This is a genomic window from Streptomyces sp. NPDC031049, from assembly GCF_055571015.1.
Genome location: NZ_JBVIGC010000006.1, coordinates 322,364 through 340,244, shown reverse-complemented (window position 1 = coordinate 340,244; position 17,881 = coordinate 322,364). Strand labels below are relative to the sequence as shown.

At 72.2% G+C, this 17,881-nt stretch carries 14 protein-coding genes and 1 pseudogene; 8 read left to right on the top strand and 7 right to left on the bottom strand.

The genetic code is table 11. The features are described 5' to 3' along the window. Positions 1-100 precede the first annotated feature (100 nt). The gene (locus ACZ45Q_RS13360; RefSeq protein ID WP_468259344.1) at positions 101-1,537 is read left to right on the top strand and encodes an amino acid permease; all 1,437 of its coding nucleotides are present in this window, start codon (positions 101-103) and stop codon (positions 1,535-1,537) included. Here the strand turns inward: ACZ45Q_RS13360 and ACZ45Q_RS13355 are convergent. Continuing rightward, positions 1,497-1,943, bottom strand: coding sequence for an ATP-binding protein (locus ACZ45Q_RS13355; protein WP_468259341.1), 447 nt, complete (start codon positions 1,941-1,943; stop codon positions 1,497-1,499). The two genes, ACZ45Q_RS13360 and ACZ45Q_RS13355, sit on opposite strands and share 41 nt — an antisense overlap. A 319-nt stretch (positions 1,944-2,262) precedes the next feature. Between ACZ45Q_RS13355 and ACZ45Q_RS13350 the strand changes: the two genes are divergently transcribed. Together ACZ45Q_RS13350 and ACZ45Q_RS13345 are read left to right on the top strand one after the other, a co-directional pair. Then, a complete protein-coding gene (locus ACZ45Q_RS13350; RefSeq protein ID WP_468259338.1) occupies positions 2,263-3,090 on the top strand; it encodes an enoyl-CoA hydratase family protein in 828 nt (275 codons plus the stop codon). Then, positions 3,091-5,454 (top strand): bifunctional salicylyl-CoA 5-hydroxylase/oxidoreductase, encoded by a 2,364-nt coding sequence (locus tag ACZ45Q_RS13345; RefSeq protein ID WP_468259335.1) that lies wholly within the window; start codon positions 3,091-3,093, stop codon positions 5,452-5,454. It begins immediately after the preceding gene. A gap of 10 nt (positions 5,455-5,464) precedes the next feature. On the opposite strand, the gene ACZ45Q_RS13340 is transcribed toward ACZ45Q_RS13345, so the two are convergent. The 3 genes from ACZ45Q_RS13340 to ACZ45Q_RS13330 form a co-directional block, all read right to left on the bottom strand. Next, entirely contained in the window at positions 5,465-6,349 is an 885-nt protein-coding gene (locus ACZ45Q_RS13340; protein ID WP_468259333.1) for a sulfotransferase family protein, read from the bottom strand. Positions 6,350-6,432: 83 nt separating this feature from the next. Next, on the bottom strand, positions 6,433-7,275 hold the full coding sequence (locus ACZ45Q_RS13335) for a PaaX family transcriptional regulator (RefSeq protein ID WP_468259331.1): 843 nt from the start codon (positions 7,273-7,275) through the stop codon (positions 6,433-6,435). Positions 7,276-7,290: 15 nt separating this feature from the next. Beyond that, entirely contained in the window at positions 7,291-8,901 is a 1,611-nt protein-coding gene (locus ACZ45Q_RS13330; protein ID WP_468259328.1) for an AMP-binding protein, read from the bottom strand. Positions 8,902-9,281: 380 nt separating this feature from the next. Between ACZ45Q_RS13330 and ACZ45Q_RS13325 the strand changes: the two genes are divergently transcribed. The 4 genes and pseudogenes from ACZ45Q_RS13325 to ACZ45Q_RS13310 form a co-directional block, all read left to right on the top strand. Further along, entirely contained in the window at positions 9,282-10,430 is a 1,149-nt protein-coding gene (locus ACZ45Q_RS13325) for an acyl-CoA dehydrogenase family protein (protein ID WP_468259325.1), read from the top strand. Continuing rightward, entirely contained in the window at positions 10,427-10,825 is a 399-nt protein-coding gene (locus ACZ45Q_RS13320; RefSeq protein ID WP_468259322.1) for a RidA family protein, read from the top strand. The genes ACZ45Q_RS13325 and ACZ45Q_RS13320 overlap by 4 nt, the downstream gene beginning before the upstream one ends. A gap of 119 nt (positions 10,826-10,944) precedes the next feature. Beyond that, a complete protein-coding gene (locus tag ACZ45Q_RS13315; protein ID WP_468259516.1) occupies positions 10,945-11,385 on the top strand; it encodes a DUF6299 family protein in 441 nt (146 codons plus the stop codon). Between the two features lie 494 nt (positions 11,386-11,879). After that, positions 11,880-12,101, top strand: a pseudogene (locus tag ACZ45Q_RS13310) (VOC family protein); the annotation flags it as partial. A gap of 158 nt (positions 12,102-12,259) precedes the next feature. On the opposite strand, the gene ACZ45Q_RS13305 reads toward ACZ45Q_RS13310, so the two are convergent. Beyond that, positions 12,260-13,789, bottom strand: a complete 1,530-nt coding sequence (locus ACZ45Q_RS13305; protein ID WP_468259319.1) for a helix-turn-helix domain-containing protein — start codon at positions 13,787-13,789, stop codon at positions 12,260-12,262. Positions 13,790-13,853: 64 nt separating this feature from the next. Continuing rightward, positions 13,854-14,051 (bottom strand): DUF4236 domain-containing protein, encoded by a 198-nt coding sequence (locus ACZ45Q_RS13300; protein WP_468259316.1) that lies wholly within the window; start codon positions 14,049-14,051, stop codon positions 13,854-13,856. Positions 14,052-14,374: 323 nt separating this feature from the next. On the opposite strand from ACZ45Q_RS13300, the gene acnA reads away from it, so the two are divergent. After that, a complete protein-coding gene (gene acnA, locus ACZ45Q_RS13295) occupies positions 14,375-17,092 on the top strand; it encodes an aconitate hydratase AcnA (protein ID WP_468259313.1) in 2,718 nt (905 codons plus the stop codon). Positions 17,093-17,169: 77 nt separating this feature from the next. Here the strand turns inward: acnA and ACZ45Q_RS13290 are convergent, their stop codons facing one another. Continuing rightward, complete coding sequence (locus ACZ45Q_RS13290; RefSeq protein ID WP_468259311.1) at positions 17,170-17,700, bottom strand: hypothetical protein; 531 nt, start codon at positions 17,698-17,700, stop codon at positions 17,170-17,172. Positions 17,701-17,881: the final 181 nt, after the last annotated feature.

The following is a 17,881-nucleotide window of genomic DNA, read 5'->3' as shown; positions in this document are numbered from 1 at the left end:
AGCAGCGCATATATTGACCGGCGGCCCGGAGCCACCCCTTCCGGGCCGCCGACCGCGACCACCGTCGCGCACCGCACCACCAGAAACGAGCACCACCCGTATGCCCCGCATCAAGTCGCCCCATCTCCTGGTGGCCGAAGCCGGCGCCGACCGCGCGGGCCACGGCCTGAAGCGCACGATGGGCCTCTTCCACCTCGTCTGCTTCGGCGTCGGCGCAATCGTCGGCACCGGCATCTTCGTCGGCCTGTCCGACTCGGTCGCCGAGGCCGGCCCGGCCGTCGTCGTCTCCTTCGTGCTGGCCGCGATCACCTGCATCTTCACCGCGTTCGCCTTCGCCGAGCTGGGCGGCGCGATCCCCGTCTCCGGCTCCTCGTACTCCTTCGCCTACGCCGGACTGGGCGAGACCACCGCCTTCCTGGTCGGCTGGTGCCTGCTCCTGGAGTACGGCGTCTCCGTCTCCGCGGTCGCCGTCGGCTGGAGCCAGTACGTCAACGAACTGCTCGACAGCGTCCTCGGCCTCCGGCTCCCGCAGGCGCTGTCCGCCGGACCCGCCGACGGCGGGGCGGTGAACCTGCCCGCCGTGCTCGTCATCGCGATGGCCGCGGTCCTGCTGGTGCGCGGCGTACGGGAGAGCGCCCGGGCCACGGCCGCCATGGCCGTCGTCAAGCTCGCCGTCCTCGTGGCCTTCGTCGCCATCGGCCTCACCGCCTTCCAGGACGGCAACCTCAGCCCGTTCTCCCCGACCGGCCTCGCCGGCATCGGCGCCGGCACCACGGCCGCCTTCTTCTCCTACATCGGCTTCGACGCCATCACCACGGCCGGCGAGGAGGCCAGGAACCCGCGCCGGGACATCCCCGTCGCCATCCTGGTCTGCATCGGCCTGGTCACCCTGCTGTACTGCGCCGTCGCCGTCGCCGCGATCGGTGCCATCGGCGCCGGCGAGGTCGGCGGCACGCCCGCCGCGCTCTCGCACGTCGTCGACGAGGTCACCGGCTCCACGATCGGCGGCGGGATCGTCGCCTTCGGCGCGGTCGTCGCCATCGCCTCGGTGGTGCTCGCCGTGATGTACGGCCAGACCCGCATCCTGATGTCCATGTCCCGCGACGGCCTCGTCCCGCGGGTCTTCGAGAAGGTCTCGCCGCGCACCGCCACTCCGGTCGCCGGCACCCTGATCGTCGGACTGGTCTTCGCGCTCCCGGCGGCCTTCGCCCCGCTGGACGCGGTGGTCAACCTCTGCACCATCGGCACCCTGGCCACCATGGCCGCCGTCAACATCGCGGTGATCGCCCTGCGCCGCCGCGAGCCGGGCCTCGCCCGCACCTTCCGGGTGCCGCTGTACCCGGTGACGCCGCTGCTCGGCGTCGGTTTCTGCCTGTACCTGATGTACGAGACGGGCGCCGGGACCTGGCTCCAGTTCGCCGTCTTCCTGGCCGTCGGCCTCGGGATCTACGCCCTCTACGGGCGCCGCAACTCCCGGCTGGCCCGGACGGCCGAGGTCACGCCGGACGCCGCTGAGCGGGAACCGCAGGCAGTCTGAACCAGACCGCCTTGCCGGTGGCGGTGGGGCGGTGCCCGCACGAGGAGCTGAGGGCGCGGATCAGCAGCAGACCGCGCCCGTGCTCCTGCCACGGGTCGGGCACGGCGACCGCCGGCCGGGTCAGGTCGCCGGGCGGCGCCGGGTCCGGGTCGTGCACCTCGACCTGGCAGCCGGTCGGCAGCAGCTCCACGACCAGCTCGATCGGGGCCCCGCCGGAGGTGTGCTCCACGGCGTTGGCGACCAGCTCCGCCGTGAGGAGCTCGGCGGTGTCGCAGTCGGCGCCGTGCTCCAGCTCCGTGAGCGCGGTCCGCACCAGCGCACGCGCCACCGGCACGGCCGCGGTGGAGTGCGGCAGCGCGATGCGCCAGGAGGCCGGCGACGGGCGGGCGGGGGAGCGTTCGTACACGGTGGTTCCGTTCGTGGAGCAGGCGGTCCTGTCCTGCTTTCAACCTTATGAATGGTACGGGGCCGCCCGGCAGAGACCTTCGACGGGCACCGTCCGGGACCTTCGGGCCCCGTGACCGGCGGCCTACCCCGGTGAACGGCTCGCCTCGCCCGGATGCTCCCGCCGTTACCGCGTTGTCGACGTCCGGTGACGCCTGTGACGGAAGTGCTCCGCCCCCGAAGAAGCTCTATCGCGCCCTCATGACGACAGTCACGGAACGGTGATAGCGTCGAGGTGCCGTGCTCCACGAGGCCGTGCCCGTCCGAGGAGGCCGCCCGCCATGAGTCCCTTCACCGGCTCCGCCGCCCGCACCCCCGACTGGAAGCATCTGCGCCTCGATCTCACCGACGGCGTCGCCACCGTCACCCTCGCCCGCCCCGAGAAGCTCAACGCGCTGACCCTCGGCGCCTACGCCGACCTGCGCGACCTGCTCGCCGAACTCGCCCGCGAAGGGTCCGTACGCGCCCTGGTGCTGGCCGGCGAGGGGCGCGGCTTCTGCTCCGGCGGCGACGTCGACGAGATCATCGGCGCCACCCTGTCGATGGACACCGCCCAGCTGCTGGACTTCAACCGGATGACCGGCCAGGTCGTCCGGGCGATCCGGGAGTGCCCGTTCCCGGTGATCGCCGCGATCCACGGCGTCGCCGCGGGCGCCGGCGCGGTCCTCGCGCTCGCCGCGGACTTCCGCGTCGCCGACCCCGGCGCCCGCTTCGCCTTCCTCTTCACCCGCGTCGGCCTGTCCGGCGGCGACATGGGCGCGGCGTACCTGCTGCCCCGCGTCGTCGGCCTCGGCCACGCCACCCGCCTGCTGATGCTGGGCGAGCCGGTCCGGGCCGCCGAGGCCGAGCGCATCGGCCTGATCAGCGAACTGACGGACGAGGGCCGGGCGGACGAGGCGGCCTCCGGCCTGGCCCGCCGCCTGGCCGACGGCCCGGCGCTGGCGTACGCCCGGACGAAGGCCTTGCTCACGGCCGAGCTGGACATGCCCCTGGCGGCGTCGGTCGAACTGGACGCCAGCACCCAGGCCCTCCTCATGAACGGCGAGGACTACGCGGAGTTCCACGCGGCCTTCACGGAGAAGAGGCCGCCCAAGTGGAGGGGGCGGTAAGTGTCCCGGCCCGAAGGGGCGCGGCCGGCGAAGCCGGACCACCCCCTGCGCGCAGCGATCATCGGCGGAGGCCCCGGCGGCCTCTACACCGCCGCCCTCCTCAAACGCCTCGACCCCGACCGGCAGGTCACCGTCTGGGAACGCAACGCCCCCGACGACACCTTCGGCTTCGGCGTCGTCCTCTCCGACGAAACCCTGGGCGGCATCGAACACGCCGACCCGGTCGTCCACGAGGCCCTCCAGAAGGACTTCGTCCGCTGGGACGACATCGACATCGTCCACAGGAACTTCCGCCAGACCTCCGGCGGACACGGCTTCGCCGCCGTCGGCAGAACACGCCTCCTGGAGATCCTCCACGACCGCTGCCGAGCCCTCGGCGTCGACCTCCGCTTCCGCACCGGGGCCCCGCACCCCGACGAACTCACCCGGACCCACGACCTCGTCGTCGCCGCCGACGGAGTCCACAGCACCACCCGGCAGGCCTACGCCGACGCCTTCCGCCCTCACCTCACCACCCACCGCTGCCGCTACCTCTGGCTCGCCGCCGACCTCGCCTTCGACGCCTTCCGCTTCGAGATCGCCGAGACCGAACACGGCGTGATGCAACTGCACGGCTACCCCTACTCCCGCCCGTCGCCCGACCACCACCCCTCAACGAGGCCCTACGGGCCGCAGAACGAAGCCGCCTCCACCGTGATCGTCGAGATGCGTGAGGAGGTGTGGCGGGCGGCCGGCTTCGACACCATGCCCGTGCAGGAGTCCATCGAGAGCTGCGCCAAGATCTTCGCGGACGCGCTCGGCGGCCGGCCGCTGCGCTCCAACAAGTCCGCCTGGACGACGTTCCGCACACTCGTCACCGAGCGCTGGTCCCACGGCAACCTCGTCCTGCTCGGCGACGCCGCCCACACCGCGCACTTCTCCATCGGCTCCGGCACCAAGCTCGCCGTCGAGGACGCCCTGGCCCTGGCCGCCTGCCTCCAGGAGCGGCCCTCGCTGCCCGAGGCCCTGGCCGCCTACGAGGAGGAGCGGCGCCCCGTCGTCGCCTCCACCCAGCGTGCAGCCCGCGCCAGCCTGGAGTGGTTCGAGGACCTGGCCCGCTACGTCGACCAGCCGCCGCGCCGGTTCGCGTTCAACCTGCTCACCCGCAGCCGTCGCGTCACCCACGACAACCTGCGGCTGCGCGACGCCCGGTTCACCGAGGCCGTCGAGGAGGAGTTCGGCTGCCCGCCGGGCACGCCCCCGATGTTCACCCCGTTCCGGCTGCGCGGCCTGACCCTGCGCAACCGGGTCGTGGTCTCGCCCATGGACATGTACTCGGCCGTCGACGGCGTCCCCGGCGACTTCCACCTGGTCCACCTGGGCGCCCGTGCCCTCGGCGGCGCCGGACTGGTGATGACCGAGATGGTGTGCGTCAGCCCCGAGGGCCGCATCACCCCCGGCTGCGCGGGCCTCTACACCCCCCGCCAGACCGAGGCCTGGCGGCGGATCACCGACTTCGTGCACGCCCAGGCACCGGGCACCGCCCTCGGCGTGCAGCTCGGCCACAGCGGCCGCAAGGGCTCCACCAAGCTGATGTGGGAGGGCATCGACGAACCCCTCCCGGACGGCAACTGGCCGCTGGTGGCCGCCTCCCCGTTGCCGTACCGCCCCGGCAGCCAGGTCCCGCGCGAGCTGTCCCGGGCCCAGCTCACCGACATCAGGGAGCAGTTCACGGCCGCCGCCCGGCGGGCCGCCCGGGCCGGCTTCGACCTGCTCGAACTGCACTGCGCCCACGGCTATCTGCTCTCCGGTTTCCTCTCCCCGCTCACCAACCGGCGCACCGACGCCTACGGCGGCACCCTGGAGCGGCGGCTGAGGTTCCCGCTGGAGGTCTTCGACGCCGTACGGGCCGTGTGGCCCGAGGAACGGCCCATGACCGTCCGGATCTCCGCGACCGACTGGGCCGAGGGCGGCACCACCGCCGAGGACGCCGTGGAGATCGCCCGCGCCTTCGCCGCGCACGGCGCCGACGCGATCGACGTGTCCACGGGGCAGGTCGTCCCCGACGAGCGGCCGGAGTTCGGACGGTCGTACCAGACGCCCTACGCCGACCGCATCCGCCACGAGGCCCGCGTCCCGGTGATCGCGGTGGGCGCGATCTCCTCCTGGGACGACGTCAACTCCCTGATCCTGGCGGGCCGTACCGACCTGTGCGCGCTGGCCCGGCCCCATCTGTACGATCCGCACTGGACGCTGCACGCGGCGGCCGAACAGGGTTACGGCGGACCGGGCGCCGTCTGGCCGGCGCCGTACCGGGCGGGCAGCCGTCCGCCGCGCACCGGGCGCACGGACGCGCCCCGGCCGCGGCTGACGCTGGGGCGGTGAGCGGCCCGGCTCAGGACGCGTAGTCCCAGGCTCTGCACATCGGGCGGAGGACCTCGGCGATCTCGTCGTCCTTCGGCAGCTCGCGTCCCGGCTGAACGGTGCCGGTGCGGATGTTCTCCCGCCAGTCGCCGAGGCCCCTGATCAGCTCGCCGCTCTTCTTCTCGCCGTAGTTGAGCATCGCCGGCTCGTAGTCGAGGCCGAGGTACGCACACAGCCGCCGCATCTCCCGCTCGGGGGCGTCGGTGATGTCCTCGTACCGCACCGTGCAGCCGTCGGCGCCGCTGCCGCGCGCCTCCTCGACGGCCTGCACATAGCTCAGCACCTCGGTGACGGCCTTGTCGTACGGCCGCTTGACGGGGTCGCTCTCGTGCCACGACCGCGCTATCGACTCGGGGTGGCGCAGCAGGAAGACGAACCGCGCGTCCGGCCAGCAGTCCCGTACCCGGTCGAACAGGAAGGCGTTGCCGGGGGTCTTCTCGACGATGAAGTCCTTGCCGGACTTCACCAGCTCCCGGTGCATGATCCGGTCCCACAGCAGGTGTTCCAGGTCGCCGCGGTGCAGTCCGAGAGCGCTCATGGCCCGCTGCGAGACCCAGGGGCCGCAGTCCACGCCGATCTTGCCGAGGTGCAGCTCGTGCAGGGCGTGCAACCGGGAGTGGGCGCCGAGCATCATGCGCAGCAGGGTGGAGCCGGAGCGGACCGAGGAGATGATGAAGACCGGCCGACGCAGCAGCCGTTCGGTCGGCAGATCCTCGGCCGGCGGACGGCGGTACTGCGCCGCCTCCGGCTCCGCGGGCGGCGCCACGGGCTTGGGCGGCGCCGGCTTGGTGGCCCTCCGTACCTGAAGGCCCGTGGTGGCGGTGAGCGCCCGGTTCAAGTTACGCATGAGAGTCATGCGTCAGGACCCTAGGGGACATTTCTGAGAAGAGAATGGGAGAGGGTCGGAGGTTGCCCCCACGGCAAGAAATGTGATGCGCGTCACGCGGGCGGGTGTTGTTCGGGTACGCCGGCGAAGCGCGCCCCCGCGTCGCGCAGCCGCTCGTGCAGCGCCCGGAACACGGCCGCCGAGCGCGCGCCCGGCCAGTCCTCGGGCAGCAGCCGCGCGGGCAGCCCGGGGTCGGTGTACGGCAGGTGGCGCCAGGAGTCGAGTGCGAACAGGTAGTCGCGGTAGGCGTCCTCCTCGGGTGTGTCCGCCCGGCGCTCCCAGTGGTGCAGGACGCGTGCGTGCCGGTCCAGGAACCGCTCGTGCTCCTTGGCGATCGCCTCCAGGTCCCACCAGCGGGCCACCGCCTCGGCGGTCGGCGCGAAGCCCAGGTGCTCACCGCGGAAGAGGTCCACGTACGCGTCCAGCCGCAGCCGCCGCAGCGTGTGCCGGGTCTCCTCGTGCAGCCGGGCCGGGGCGATCCACACCCCGGGAGCGGCGGTCCCGAAGCCCAGACCGGCGAGCCGGGAGCGCAGTACGTGCCGCTTCTGCCGCTCCGACTCCGGGACCGAGAACACCGCGAGCACCCAGCCCTCGTCCTCGGGCGGCGTGCTCGCGTAGATGCGGCGGTCGCCGTCGTCCAGCAACTGCCTTGCCTGGGGCGAGAGTTCGTATCCGGCGGCGCCCTGCGCGGTGCGGGCGGGCAGCAGCAGCCCGCGCCGCTTCAGCCGGGAGACCGACGAGCGCACCGAGGGGGCGTCCACCCCGACCGCGGCCAGCAGCCGGATCAGCTCGGCGACGGGCACCGGGCCCTCGGTGAAGCGGCCGTACGCGCCGTAGAGCGTGACGATCAGGGACCTGGGGGCGTGCTGCACGTGCTGATCGGACACGTTGATCATCTTAGGTGGTGGGCTTCACTGCCGGTCGTCCCCGGTGGCGGTGGTGCGCAGCCGGAAGCGCTGGAGCTTTCCCGTCGCCGTGCGCGGCAGCGCGTCCAGGAAGACGATCTCCCGGGGGCACTTGTAGGGCGCCAGTCGGGACTTGACGAACGTGCGCAGCGCCGAGGCGTCCCGCCCGGCCCCCTCCTTCACCACGACGTAGGCCACCACGACCTGCCCGCGCGCCTCGTCCGGTCGTCCGATCACCGCGGCCTCCACCACGTCGGGATGGTGCAGCAGCGCGTCCTCCACCTCAGGGCCCGCGATGTTGTACCCGGCCGAGATGATCATGTCGTCGGCGCGGGCGACGTAGCGGAAGTACCCGTCGCCGTCGCGGACGTAGGTGTCCCCGGTGACGTTCCAGCCGTCGCGCACGTACTCCCGCTGCCGCGGGTCGGCGAGATAGCGGCAGCCGACCGGCCCGCGCACCGCCAGCAGTCCGGGCTCCCCGTCCGGCACGGGCGTGCCGTCGGCGTCCTGCACGCGCGCGTGCCAGCCCGGCACCGGGACGCCCGTCGTCCCCGGCCGGATGTCCTCGTCGGCGGCGGAGATGAAGATGTGCAGCAACTCGGTGGCGCCGATGCCGTTGACGATCCGCAGCCCCGTGCGCTCGTGCCAGCTCCGCCAGGTGGCCTCGGGCAGGTTCTCGCCCGCCGAGACGCAGCGCCGCAGCGAGGTGACGTCGTGCCCGTCCAGCTCCTCCAGCATGGCCCGGTACGCCGTCGGCGCCGTGAACAGCACCGACACCCGGTGCTCGGCGATCGCGGGCAGCAACTGGCCGGGTCCGGCCTGCTCCAGCAGCAGGGCGCTCGCCCCGGCCCGCATCGGGAAGACCACCAGACCGCCGAGCCCGAAGGTGAAGCCGAGCGGAGGACTGCCCGCGAACAGGTCGTCGGCGCGCGGCCTGAGCACGTGCGCCGAGAAGGTGTCGGCGATCGCCAGCACGTCCCGGTGGAAGTGGATGCACCCCTTCGGCCGGCCGGTGGTGCCCGAGGTGAACGCGATCAGCGCCACGTCGTCGGCGGCGGTGTCCACGGCCGGGAACGGCGCTTCGGAGGCCGGGCGGCGCAGCAGGTCGTCGGGTGCGTCCCCGCCGTACGTCGCGATCCGCAGCCCCGGCACGTCGGCCTTGGCGAGGTCGTCGACGCAGCGGATGTCGCACAGGGCGTGCCCGACGCGGGCGATCTCGCACATCGCCCGCAGCTCGGCCGGGCGTTGCTGGGCCAGCACGGTGACCGCGACGGCGCCCGCCTTCAGCACCGCCAGCCAGCAGGCGGCCAGCCACGGTGTGGTGGGGCCGCGCAGCAGCACCCGGTTGCCGGGGACCACGCCGAGGCCGGTGGTCAGCAGGTGCGCCAGCCGGTCGACCCGGGCGCGCAGCGCGCCGTAGGTCCACGCCTCGCCGGTGGCGGTGCGGAAGACCGTGCGGTCGGCGGGGGTCCGGTCGAGGAGTTCGGCGGCGCAGTTGAGCCGTTCGGGGTAGTGCAGTTCCGGCAGGTCGAAGGTCAGCTCGGGCCACTGCCCGGGCGGCGGGAGGTGGTCGCGCGCGAAGGTGTCGACGTGGGCGGAGCGGGTGAGACCGGTCATGGCGGGTCGCCCCCTTGCCGGCGGTGATGGGCTCTGGCGGGCTGTGGTGGGCCTCTGGTGGGCTCTCTCGGTGGGCCCCTGACGGGCTTTCGTGGCTGTGGCGGGTTTCGGCGGGCTCTGGCAGGTCTTGGCGGGCTCTGCGGCTCGCACATGGAGCGTATCGTCTTGGTGACGGCAGTCAATGGGACGCGATACGGTCGGGTGAGCGGCCGGGCAACGGCCGCGGGACGCTGACCGCTCCACCGCTGACCGTCGGCTGGGCGGCCGGACGGCGACCGAGGGTCGGTCGCGTGGGACGCGGGACGACGGTACGGCCGAGGGCCGGCCGCGCAGGGCTCGAAGCGGCGGCCGGGACGGTCGCGGGGAAGAGAGGACCGGCGATGACGGCATTCTCACTCGAACCGGCACAGCGCGCCTGGTGCGCCGAGCTGCGCGCCCTGGCGGCACGGCGGCTGCGCCCGCTGGCCGAGAAGGGCGAGCCCGGCCGCGTCAACCGACCGCTCGTCGCCGAACTCGGCGCCCTCGGCCTGCTGGGCCGCCTGTTCACCGCGGGCGCCCTCGACCTGTGCCTGATGCGGGAATCGCTGGCCCACTCCTGCACCGAGGCGGAGACCGCCCTCGCCCTCCAGGGCCTGGGCGCCCACCCGGTGCACGCCCACGGCACCGAGGCGCAGCGCGCCCGCTGGCTGCCCCGGGTGAGCGACGGCACGGCGATCGCCGCGTTCGCGCTGAGCGAGCCGGGGGCGGGCTCGGACGCGGCGGCGCTGACCCTGCGCGCGGAACCGTCCGGCCGCTCCGGCTGGCGGCTCACCGGCGAGAAGTGCTGGATCTCCAACGCCCCCGAGGCCGACTTCTACACCGTCTTCGCCCGCACCACGCCCGGTGCCGGCGCCCGCGGCGTCACCGCCTTCCTGGTGCCCGCCGACCGCCCTGGTCTCTCCGGCACGCCCCTGGAGATGCTCTCGCCGCACCCGATCGGCGCCCTCGCCTTCGACGCCGTACCGGTCACGGCCGACGACGTGCTCGGCGAGGTGGACCGGGGCTTCCGCGTCGCGATGGGCACCCTGAACCTGTTCCGCCCCAGCGTCGGCGCGTTCGCCGTCGGCATGGCGCAGGCCGCGCTGGACGCCACCCTGGCGCACACCGCGGACCGCGAGGCCTTCGGCGGCCGGCTGAGGGACCTCCAGGCCGTCTCCCACCAGGTCGCCGAGATGGCCCTGCGCACCGAGGCGGCCCGCCTGATGGTGTACGCGGCGGCCACGGCCCACGACACGGGAGCCGCCGACGTGCCCAAGCGCGCCGCGATGGCCAAACTGCTGGCCACCGAGACCGCCCAGTACGTCGTCGACACGGCCGTGCAACTGCACGGCGCGCGGGCCCTGCAACGGGGCCACCTGCTGGAGCACCTCTACCGCGAGGTGCGCGCCCCACGCGTCTACGAGGGCGCCAGCGAGGTCCAACGCGGCATCATCGCCAAGGAACTGTACGCAGCACGGGACGTTTCCGAGCACCCGGAGGACGCCGCATGACCGCGGAGCGCGTCAACCCGCCCGACCTCTGTCCGCCCACCGGCTTCTCCCACGCCGTCGTCGCCACCGGCACCCGGGTCGTCTTCCTGGCGGGCCAGACCGCGCTGGACGCCGACGGCAAGGTGACCGGCGACACCCTCCCCGAACAGTTCGAGCGCGCCCTCGCCAACCTGCTGACCGCGCTGCGCGCCGCCGGCGGCACCCCCGCCGACCTCGCCCGGGTCACCGTCTACGCGACCGACGTCGCCGCCTACCGCGTCCACGCCGCCGAACTGGGCCGCATCTGGCGCGCGTCGGCGGGCCGCGACTACCCGGCGATGGCGGTGGTGGAGGTGGTGCGCCTGTGGGACGAGCAGGCCCTGGTGGAACTGGACGGCTTCGCCGTACTGCCGTAGGCGGGGCGGCGACCGGCGGTGCGGACTCGCCACCGAAGGGGTGACGATGACCTCCGCCGGCCCGTCCGCCCGGTACCAGTGGAAACCCCACCCCCAGGAGGTTTCCCATGCACCGGCGACTGCCCCTGCGCTCCGCCCTCACCGCCGCCGCGGCCACCGCGGCCGTGCTACTGCCGGCCGCACCCGCCGCCCACGGCACGCCCTCGGCCCCGTACGACACCGGCACGGTGACCGTCGACCCGACCGGCCGCATCGCCGCCGACGGCACCGTCACCCTCTCCGGCACCTACCGCTGCGCGCCCGGCACCGGCGCGGTCTTCGTCAGCTCCTCCGTCAGCCAGGACTCCGGCTCCGTCCGCCACGGCATCGGCGGCACCCGCGCCGTCTGCGACGGCCTGCAACACCGCTGGACCAACACCGGCCGCCCCTCCTCCACCCCCCTCCGCCCCGGCCCGGCCCACGTCGAGGCCACCCTGATGGAACTCCGCCCGCTCGGCGGCCTGCCCCTGCCGACCTTCCACGCGAAGCAGGGCCAGGAGGTGACCTTGGTGCAGGACTGACGGACGCGTCCCGAGGCCGGCGCCCGTCCCACGGCGGGCGCCGCTCGCCGACGCCCCGCGCACGGTGCCTGCCCGGTCGTTCCACGCCGGCCAGCGGCGACGGCGACGGCCTGCTGGATCACGAGTGGAGCTTCTTCCGCCCGGCCGAGCATGACGGCGTACTCCTCGGCGAGGCCGCCCAGGTCTCCGGTCTTCTCGGCCTGGACCCGGTGGTGGAGCGCGCTTCGGTTGCGGCTGTCCAGGGCGGAGGAGACGTCGCCCGCCTCGGGGAGGACGTCCAGACCGCTGCCCTCGCCGAAGCGCTCGCCGTCTACTGCGAGTTGGGGCGATTGCGGCCGGTCACCGGACCCGAGAGGACCGCAGAGCAGCAGGCGGCAGCCGTGGAGACGGCCCGCCGCTGCCAGGGAAGCCTCGGCGTGCGGGTGCGGGTCACGGGGGAGTGGGAAGGCCGCTCGGGGAGGCCGTCAGGGGCTTGCTGGCGCTGATCGGTCCGGATGTTGTTCATCCAGGTACCCGAGGGAAAGACCATGAAGAACCGGCTTCACCTCGACGTCAGCCCGATCGACGGCAGCACCGAGGAGGAGGTGACCGGATTACTCGGCCTCGGCGCCACCAAGACGGATGTGGGCCAGGGGTCGGACCGGGACTGGGTGGTCATGGCAGACCCGGAGGGCAACGAGTTCTGCGTCCTGCGCACCCTGGCATCGCAGACCTAGACCGCGAGCGGGTGCCCGACCCCCAGCACACACCGCAACCGTCACGTTGCCCAGAAGGCCTCAAAGTCCCAGAAAAGTCCCAGAGATGCCGCCGCACCCCATCCTGACCCGCTAAATAGCAGGTCAGACGAGATGCGGCGGCACCGGAGAAGGGACCGTCAGATGTCCCGGAAGATCTCGATCTGCGCCCCGATCGAGTTCAACCGCTCCGCCAGGTCCTCGTAACCCCGGTTGATGACGTACACGTTGCGCAGCACCGACGTGCCCTCCGCCGCCATCATCGCCAGCAGGACGACCACCGCGGGGCGCAGGGCCGGCGGGCACATCATCTCGGCGGCGCGCCAGCGGGTCGGGCCCTCGACCAGGACCCGGTGGGGGTCCAGGAGCTGGAGGCGGCCGCCCAGGCGGTTGAGGTCCGTGAGGTAGATGGCGCGGTTGTCGTAGACCCAGTCGTGGATGAGGGTCTGGCCCTGCGCCACCGCCGCGATCGCCGCGAAGAACGGGACGTTGTCGATGTTCAGGCCCGGGAAGGGCATCGGGTGGATCTTGTCGATCGGCGCCTCCAGCTTGGAGGGCCGCACGGTGAGGTCCACCAGGCGGGTGCGGCCGTTGTCGGCGACGTACTCGGGCGTGCGGTCGTGGTCGAGGCCCATCTCCTCCAGGACCGCCAGCTCGATCTCCAGGAACTCGATGGGGACCCGGCGGACCGTCAGCTCCGACTCGGTGACGACGGCAGCGGCCAGCAGGCTCATCGCCTCGACCGGGTCCTCGGAGGGGGAGTAGTCGACGTCGGCGTCGATGACCGGGACGCCGTGCACGGTGAGGGTCGTGGTGCCGATGCCCTCGACCTTCACGCCGAGCGCCTCCAGGAAGAAGCACAGGTCCTGGACCATGTAGTTGGAGGAGGCGTTGCGGATGACGGTGACGCCGTCGTGCCGGGCGGCGGCCAGCAGCGCGTTCTCGGTGACCGTGTCGCCCCGCTCGGTCAGCACGATCGGGCGGTCGGGACGGACCGAGCGGTCCACGACCGCGTGGTACTGGCCCTCGGTCGCGGCGACGTCCAGGCCGAACCTGCGCAGCGCGATCATGTGCGGCTCGATGGTCCGGGTGCCCAGGTCGCAGCCGCCGGCGTACGGCAGCTTGAACCGGTCCATGTGGTGCAGCAGCGGGCCGAGGAACATGATGATCGAACGGGTGCGCACCGCCGCCTCGGCGTCGATGGCCGCCATGTCGAACTCGGCCGGCGGCACGATCTCCAGGTCGACGCCGTCGTTGATCCAGCGGGTGCGCACGCCGATGGAGCCCAGCACCTCCAGGAGGCGGTACACCTCCTCGATGCGGGCCACCCGGCGCAGCACGGTGCGCCCCTTGTTGAGCAGCGAGGCGCACAGCAGGGCCACGCACGCGTTCTTGCTGGTCTTGACGTCGATGGCCCCGGACAGGCGTCGGCCGCCGACCACCCGCAGATGCATCGGGCCCGCGTAGCCCAGAGAGACGATCTCGCTGTCCAGCGCCTCACCGATCCGGGCGATCATCTCAAGGCTGATGTTCTGGTTGCCGCGCTCGATGCGGTTGACGGCGCTCTGACTGGTGTTGAGCGCCTCCGCAAGCTGTGACTGCGTCCAGCCGCGGTGCTGCCGGGCGTCACGGATGAGCTTGCCGATGCGTACGAGGTAGTCGTCTGCCATGAGGTTGAGGCTATCTCAGATATGAGATGGCGCCTTCCGGGGGGTCCGTTCGGGTGACGGGCCGTCAACGGCGCCTGGTCGAGCGGGTGCGCCGCCATCCGAAAGGTCCGGGCAAATCCATCGATGTCGTACGACGTCCGGTGCTGCTGCGGGTGTGGCGCGGGCCGTGCCTGCCGCCGGTCGTGAGGGACCACGACCGTTTGTTGATGTTCAGCCGTACTCCGGGAAGGATCCGGAAACTCTTGCGGAACGTGAGTGGCATCGTGCCTCCCTTCGGTTCGCCGGGTGTCCCCGGTGTCGTGCGGATACCCCGAGGGGAGGGAGTCATGGGCATGCCGATCGCACGGCGTGGCGCAACCCCGTGGCGGTGGGGTGCACGCCACACCGGGACCGGGCATGACCTTCCCGGCCCCATGTACTAGAGTTATCTCGACATCGAGATATCTGCCGGGGCGTACCGCCGCCGCGCACCGCCATCGGGTCTGGCGGTAAGGGTTACCTAACTTAGCCTTACCTTAGCGGATCGTCCGGGGCGGCGTGGCGGCAGGATGCGGTGGTACGCGCACATGAATGAAGGAGACTGTCGTGTCGGCGAACAGCTTCGACGCCCGCAGCACGCTGCAGGTGGGCGACGAGTCGTACGAGATCTTCCGGCTGGACAAGGTCGAGGGCAGCGCGCGCCTTCCCTACAGCCTGAAGGTGTTGCTGGAGAACCTGCTCCGCACCGAGGACGGCGCGAACATCACCGCCGACCACATCCGTGCCCTCGGCAACTGGGACTCGCAGGCCCAGCCGTCGCAGGAGATCCAGTTCACGCCGGCCCGCGTGATCATGCAGGACTTCACCGGCGTGCCCTGTGTCGTGGACCTCGCCACCATGCGTGAGGCCGTCAAGGAGCTGGGCGGCGACCCGGCGAAGATCAACCCGCTCGCCCCGGCCGAGCTGGTCATCGACCACTCCGTCATCGCCGACAAGTTCGGCACCAACGACGCCTTCAAGCAGAACGTCGACCTGGAGTACGGCCGCAACAAGGAGCGCTACCAGTTCCTGCGCTGGGGCCAGACCGCCTTCGACGAGTTCAAGGTCGTCCCGCCCGGCACCGGCATCGTGCACCAGGTGAACATCGAGCACCTGGCCCGCGTCGTCATGGTCCGCGACGGCAAGGCCTACCCCGACACCCTCGTCGGCACCGACTCGCACACCACCATGGTCAACGGCCTCGGCGTCCTCGGCTGGGGCGTCGGCGGCATCGAGGCCGAGGCCGCCATGCTCGGCCAGCCGGTCTCCATGCTCATCCCGCGCGTCGTCGGCTTCAAGCTCACCGGTGAGCTCCAGCCGGGCACCACCGCCACCGACCTGGTGCTCACCATCACCGAGATGCTGCGCAAGCACGGTGTGGTCGGCAAGTTCGTCGAGTTCTACGGCGAGGGCGTGGCCGCGACCTCCCTGGCCAACCGCGCCACCATCGGCAACATGTCGCCGGAGTTCGGCTCCACCGCCGCGATCTTCCCGATCGACGACGAGACCATCAACTACATGCGCCTGACCGGCCGCAGCGAGCAGCAGCTCGCGCTGGTCGAGGCGTACGCCAAGGAGCAGGGCCTCTGGCTGGACCCGGCCGCCGAGCCGGACTTCTCCGAGAAGCTGGAGCTGGACCTGGCCACCGTCGTGCCGTCCATCGCCGGCCCGAAGCGCCCGCAGGACCGCATCGTCCTGGCGAACGCCGCCGAGCAGTTCAAGCAGGACGTCCGCACCTACGTCAACGACGAGTACGAGGCCAGCAAGGAGTCCTTCCCCGGCTCCGACGCGCCGTCCACCATCCCGAACGGCACCCCGTCCAACCCGGTGCGCGTCACCGCCCCCGACGGCACCTCCTACGAGCTGGACCACGGTGCGGTGACGGTCGCGGCCATCACCTCCTGCACCAACACCTCCAACCCGTACGTCATGGTCGCCGCCGCCCTGGTCGCCAAGAAGGCCGTCGAGAAGGGCCTGACCCGCAAGCCGTGGGTCAAGACCACCCTCGCCCCCGGCTCCAAGGTCGTCACCGACTACTTCGAGAAGGCGGGCCTGACCCCCTACCTCGACAAGGTCGGCTTCAACCTCGTCGGCTACGGCTGCACCACCTGCATCGGCAACTCCGGCCCGCTGCCGGAGGAGGTCTCCAAGGCCGTCAACGACCACGACCTCGCCGTCACCTCGGTCCTCTCCGGCAACCGGAACTTCGAGGGCCGCATCAACCCCGACGTCAAGATGAACTACCTCGCGTCCCCGCCGCTGGTCGTCGCCTACGCGATCGCCGGCTCCATGAAGGTGGACATCACCAAGGACGCCCTGGGCACCGACCAGGACGGCAACCCGGTCTTCCTGAAGGACATCTGGCCCTCCGAGGCCGAGGTCAACGACGTCGTGGCGAACGCCATCGGCGAGGACATGTTCACCAAGTCCTACTCCGACGTCTTCGCGGGCGACGCCCAGTGGCAGGCGCTGCCGATCCCGACCGGCGACACCTTCGAGTGGGACGCCGAGTCCACCTACGTCCGCAAGCCCCCGTACTTCGAGGGCATGCGGATGGAGCCGGCCCCGGTCGAGGACATCTCCGGCGCCCGTGTGCTCGCCAAGCTCGGCGACTCGGTGACCACGGACCACATCTCGCCCGCCGGCGCCATCAAGGCCGACACCCCGGCCGGCCAGTACCTCACGGAGCACGGCGTGGAGCGCCGCGACTTCAACAGCTACGGCTCCCGCCGCGGCAACCACGAGGTCATGATCCGCGGCACGTTCGCCAACATCCGCCTGCGCAACCAGATCGCGCCGGGCACCGAGGGCGGCTACACCCGCGACTTCACGCAGGACGGCGGGCCGGTCTCCTTCATCTACGACGCCTCGCAGAACTACCAGGCCGCCGGCATCCCGCTGGTCGTCCTGGCCGGCAAGGAGTACGGCTCCGGCTCGTCCCGCGACTGGGCCGCCAAGGGCACCGCGCTCCTCGGCGTCAAGGCCGTCATCGCCGAGTCCTACGAGCGCATCCACCGCTCGAACCTCATCGGCATGGGCGTCCTGCCGCTCCAGTTCCCGGAGGGCACCTCGGCCGACTCCCTCGGCCTGACCGGTGAGGAGGCCTTCTCCATCTCCGGTGTCACGGAGCTCAACGACGGCACCACCCCGCGCACGGTGAAGGTCACCACCGACACCGGCGTGGAGTTCGACGCGGTCGTCCGCATCGACACCCCCGGCGAGGCGGACTACTACCGCAACGGCGGCATCATGCAGTACGTGCTGCGCAGCCTGATCCGCAAGTAACACCCCGCGGAACAGAGGAAGAGGGCCGCACCCCCGGCGTCACCGGGGGTGCGGCCCTCGGCCGTGCCCGCCGTCGGTCAGGCCACCGCGGCGCCGGTGCCGCGGGCTCCGGCGATGTAGTCGGAGCGCCCGGCCCCGTCGTACACCGTGATGTCGACGTACGCCCCCTCGGGGATGTCGAAGTCCCTGACCGTGAGGTCCACCGCCTGGTCGGTGCCCGGCGCCGAGAAGGTGCCGAGGTCGTGGTAGGAGCCGCCCGAGGAGTAGCCGACGGCCACGTACACCGTGTCGCCGTCGTTGCGGGTGTCGTACACCCAGAGCTTCTCGTCGTACGGGTGGAACTCCACCTTGCCGACGAACCGGCCCCCGTGCGTCAGCTCCATCTTGACGGCGGTGCCGCCCGCGTCGTGGGCGAAGTAGGTGCCGTCGAACGGGTCGGTCAGGCTTCCGCCGCTGCACGGGCAGGAGTCGGTGTCGCGGTAGTACGTGGCCACGCTCGGGTCCGGGTCGTAGGCCTGGGCCGGGGCGGCCGCCGCGACGAGCGCGCCCGCAATCAGCAGGGCCCCCGCGAGCAGACCCGTCAGCCCTCTGCAGGTGATCGTCCGCACGTGTTCCCCCTCCGTGTGATGCCGCCCGGCCCCCGCCGGGCGTCCGCTCATTGTGGGGCGCCCGGCGGGCGCGGGAAACGGGGCACCGCACGGCGGGGGGGGGGGGGGGGGGGGGGGGGGGGGGGGGGGAGGGGGGGGGGGGGGAGGGAGGGGAGGGGGGGGGGGAGGGAGGGGGAGGGGA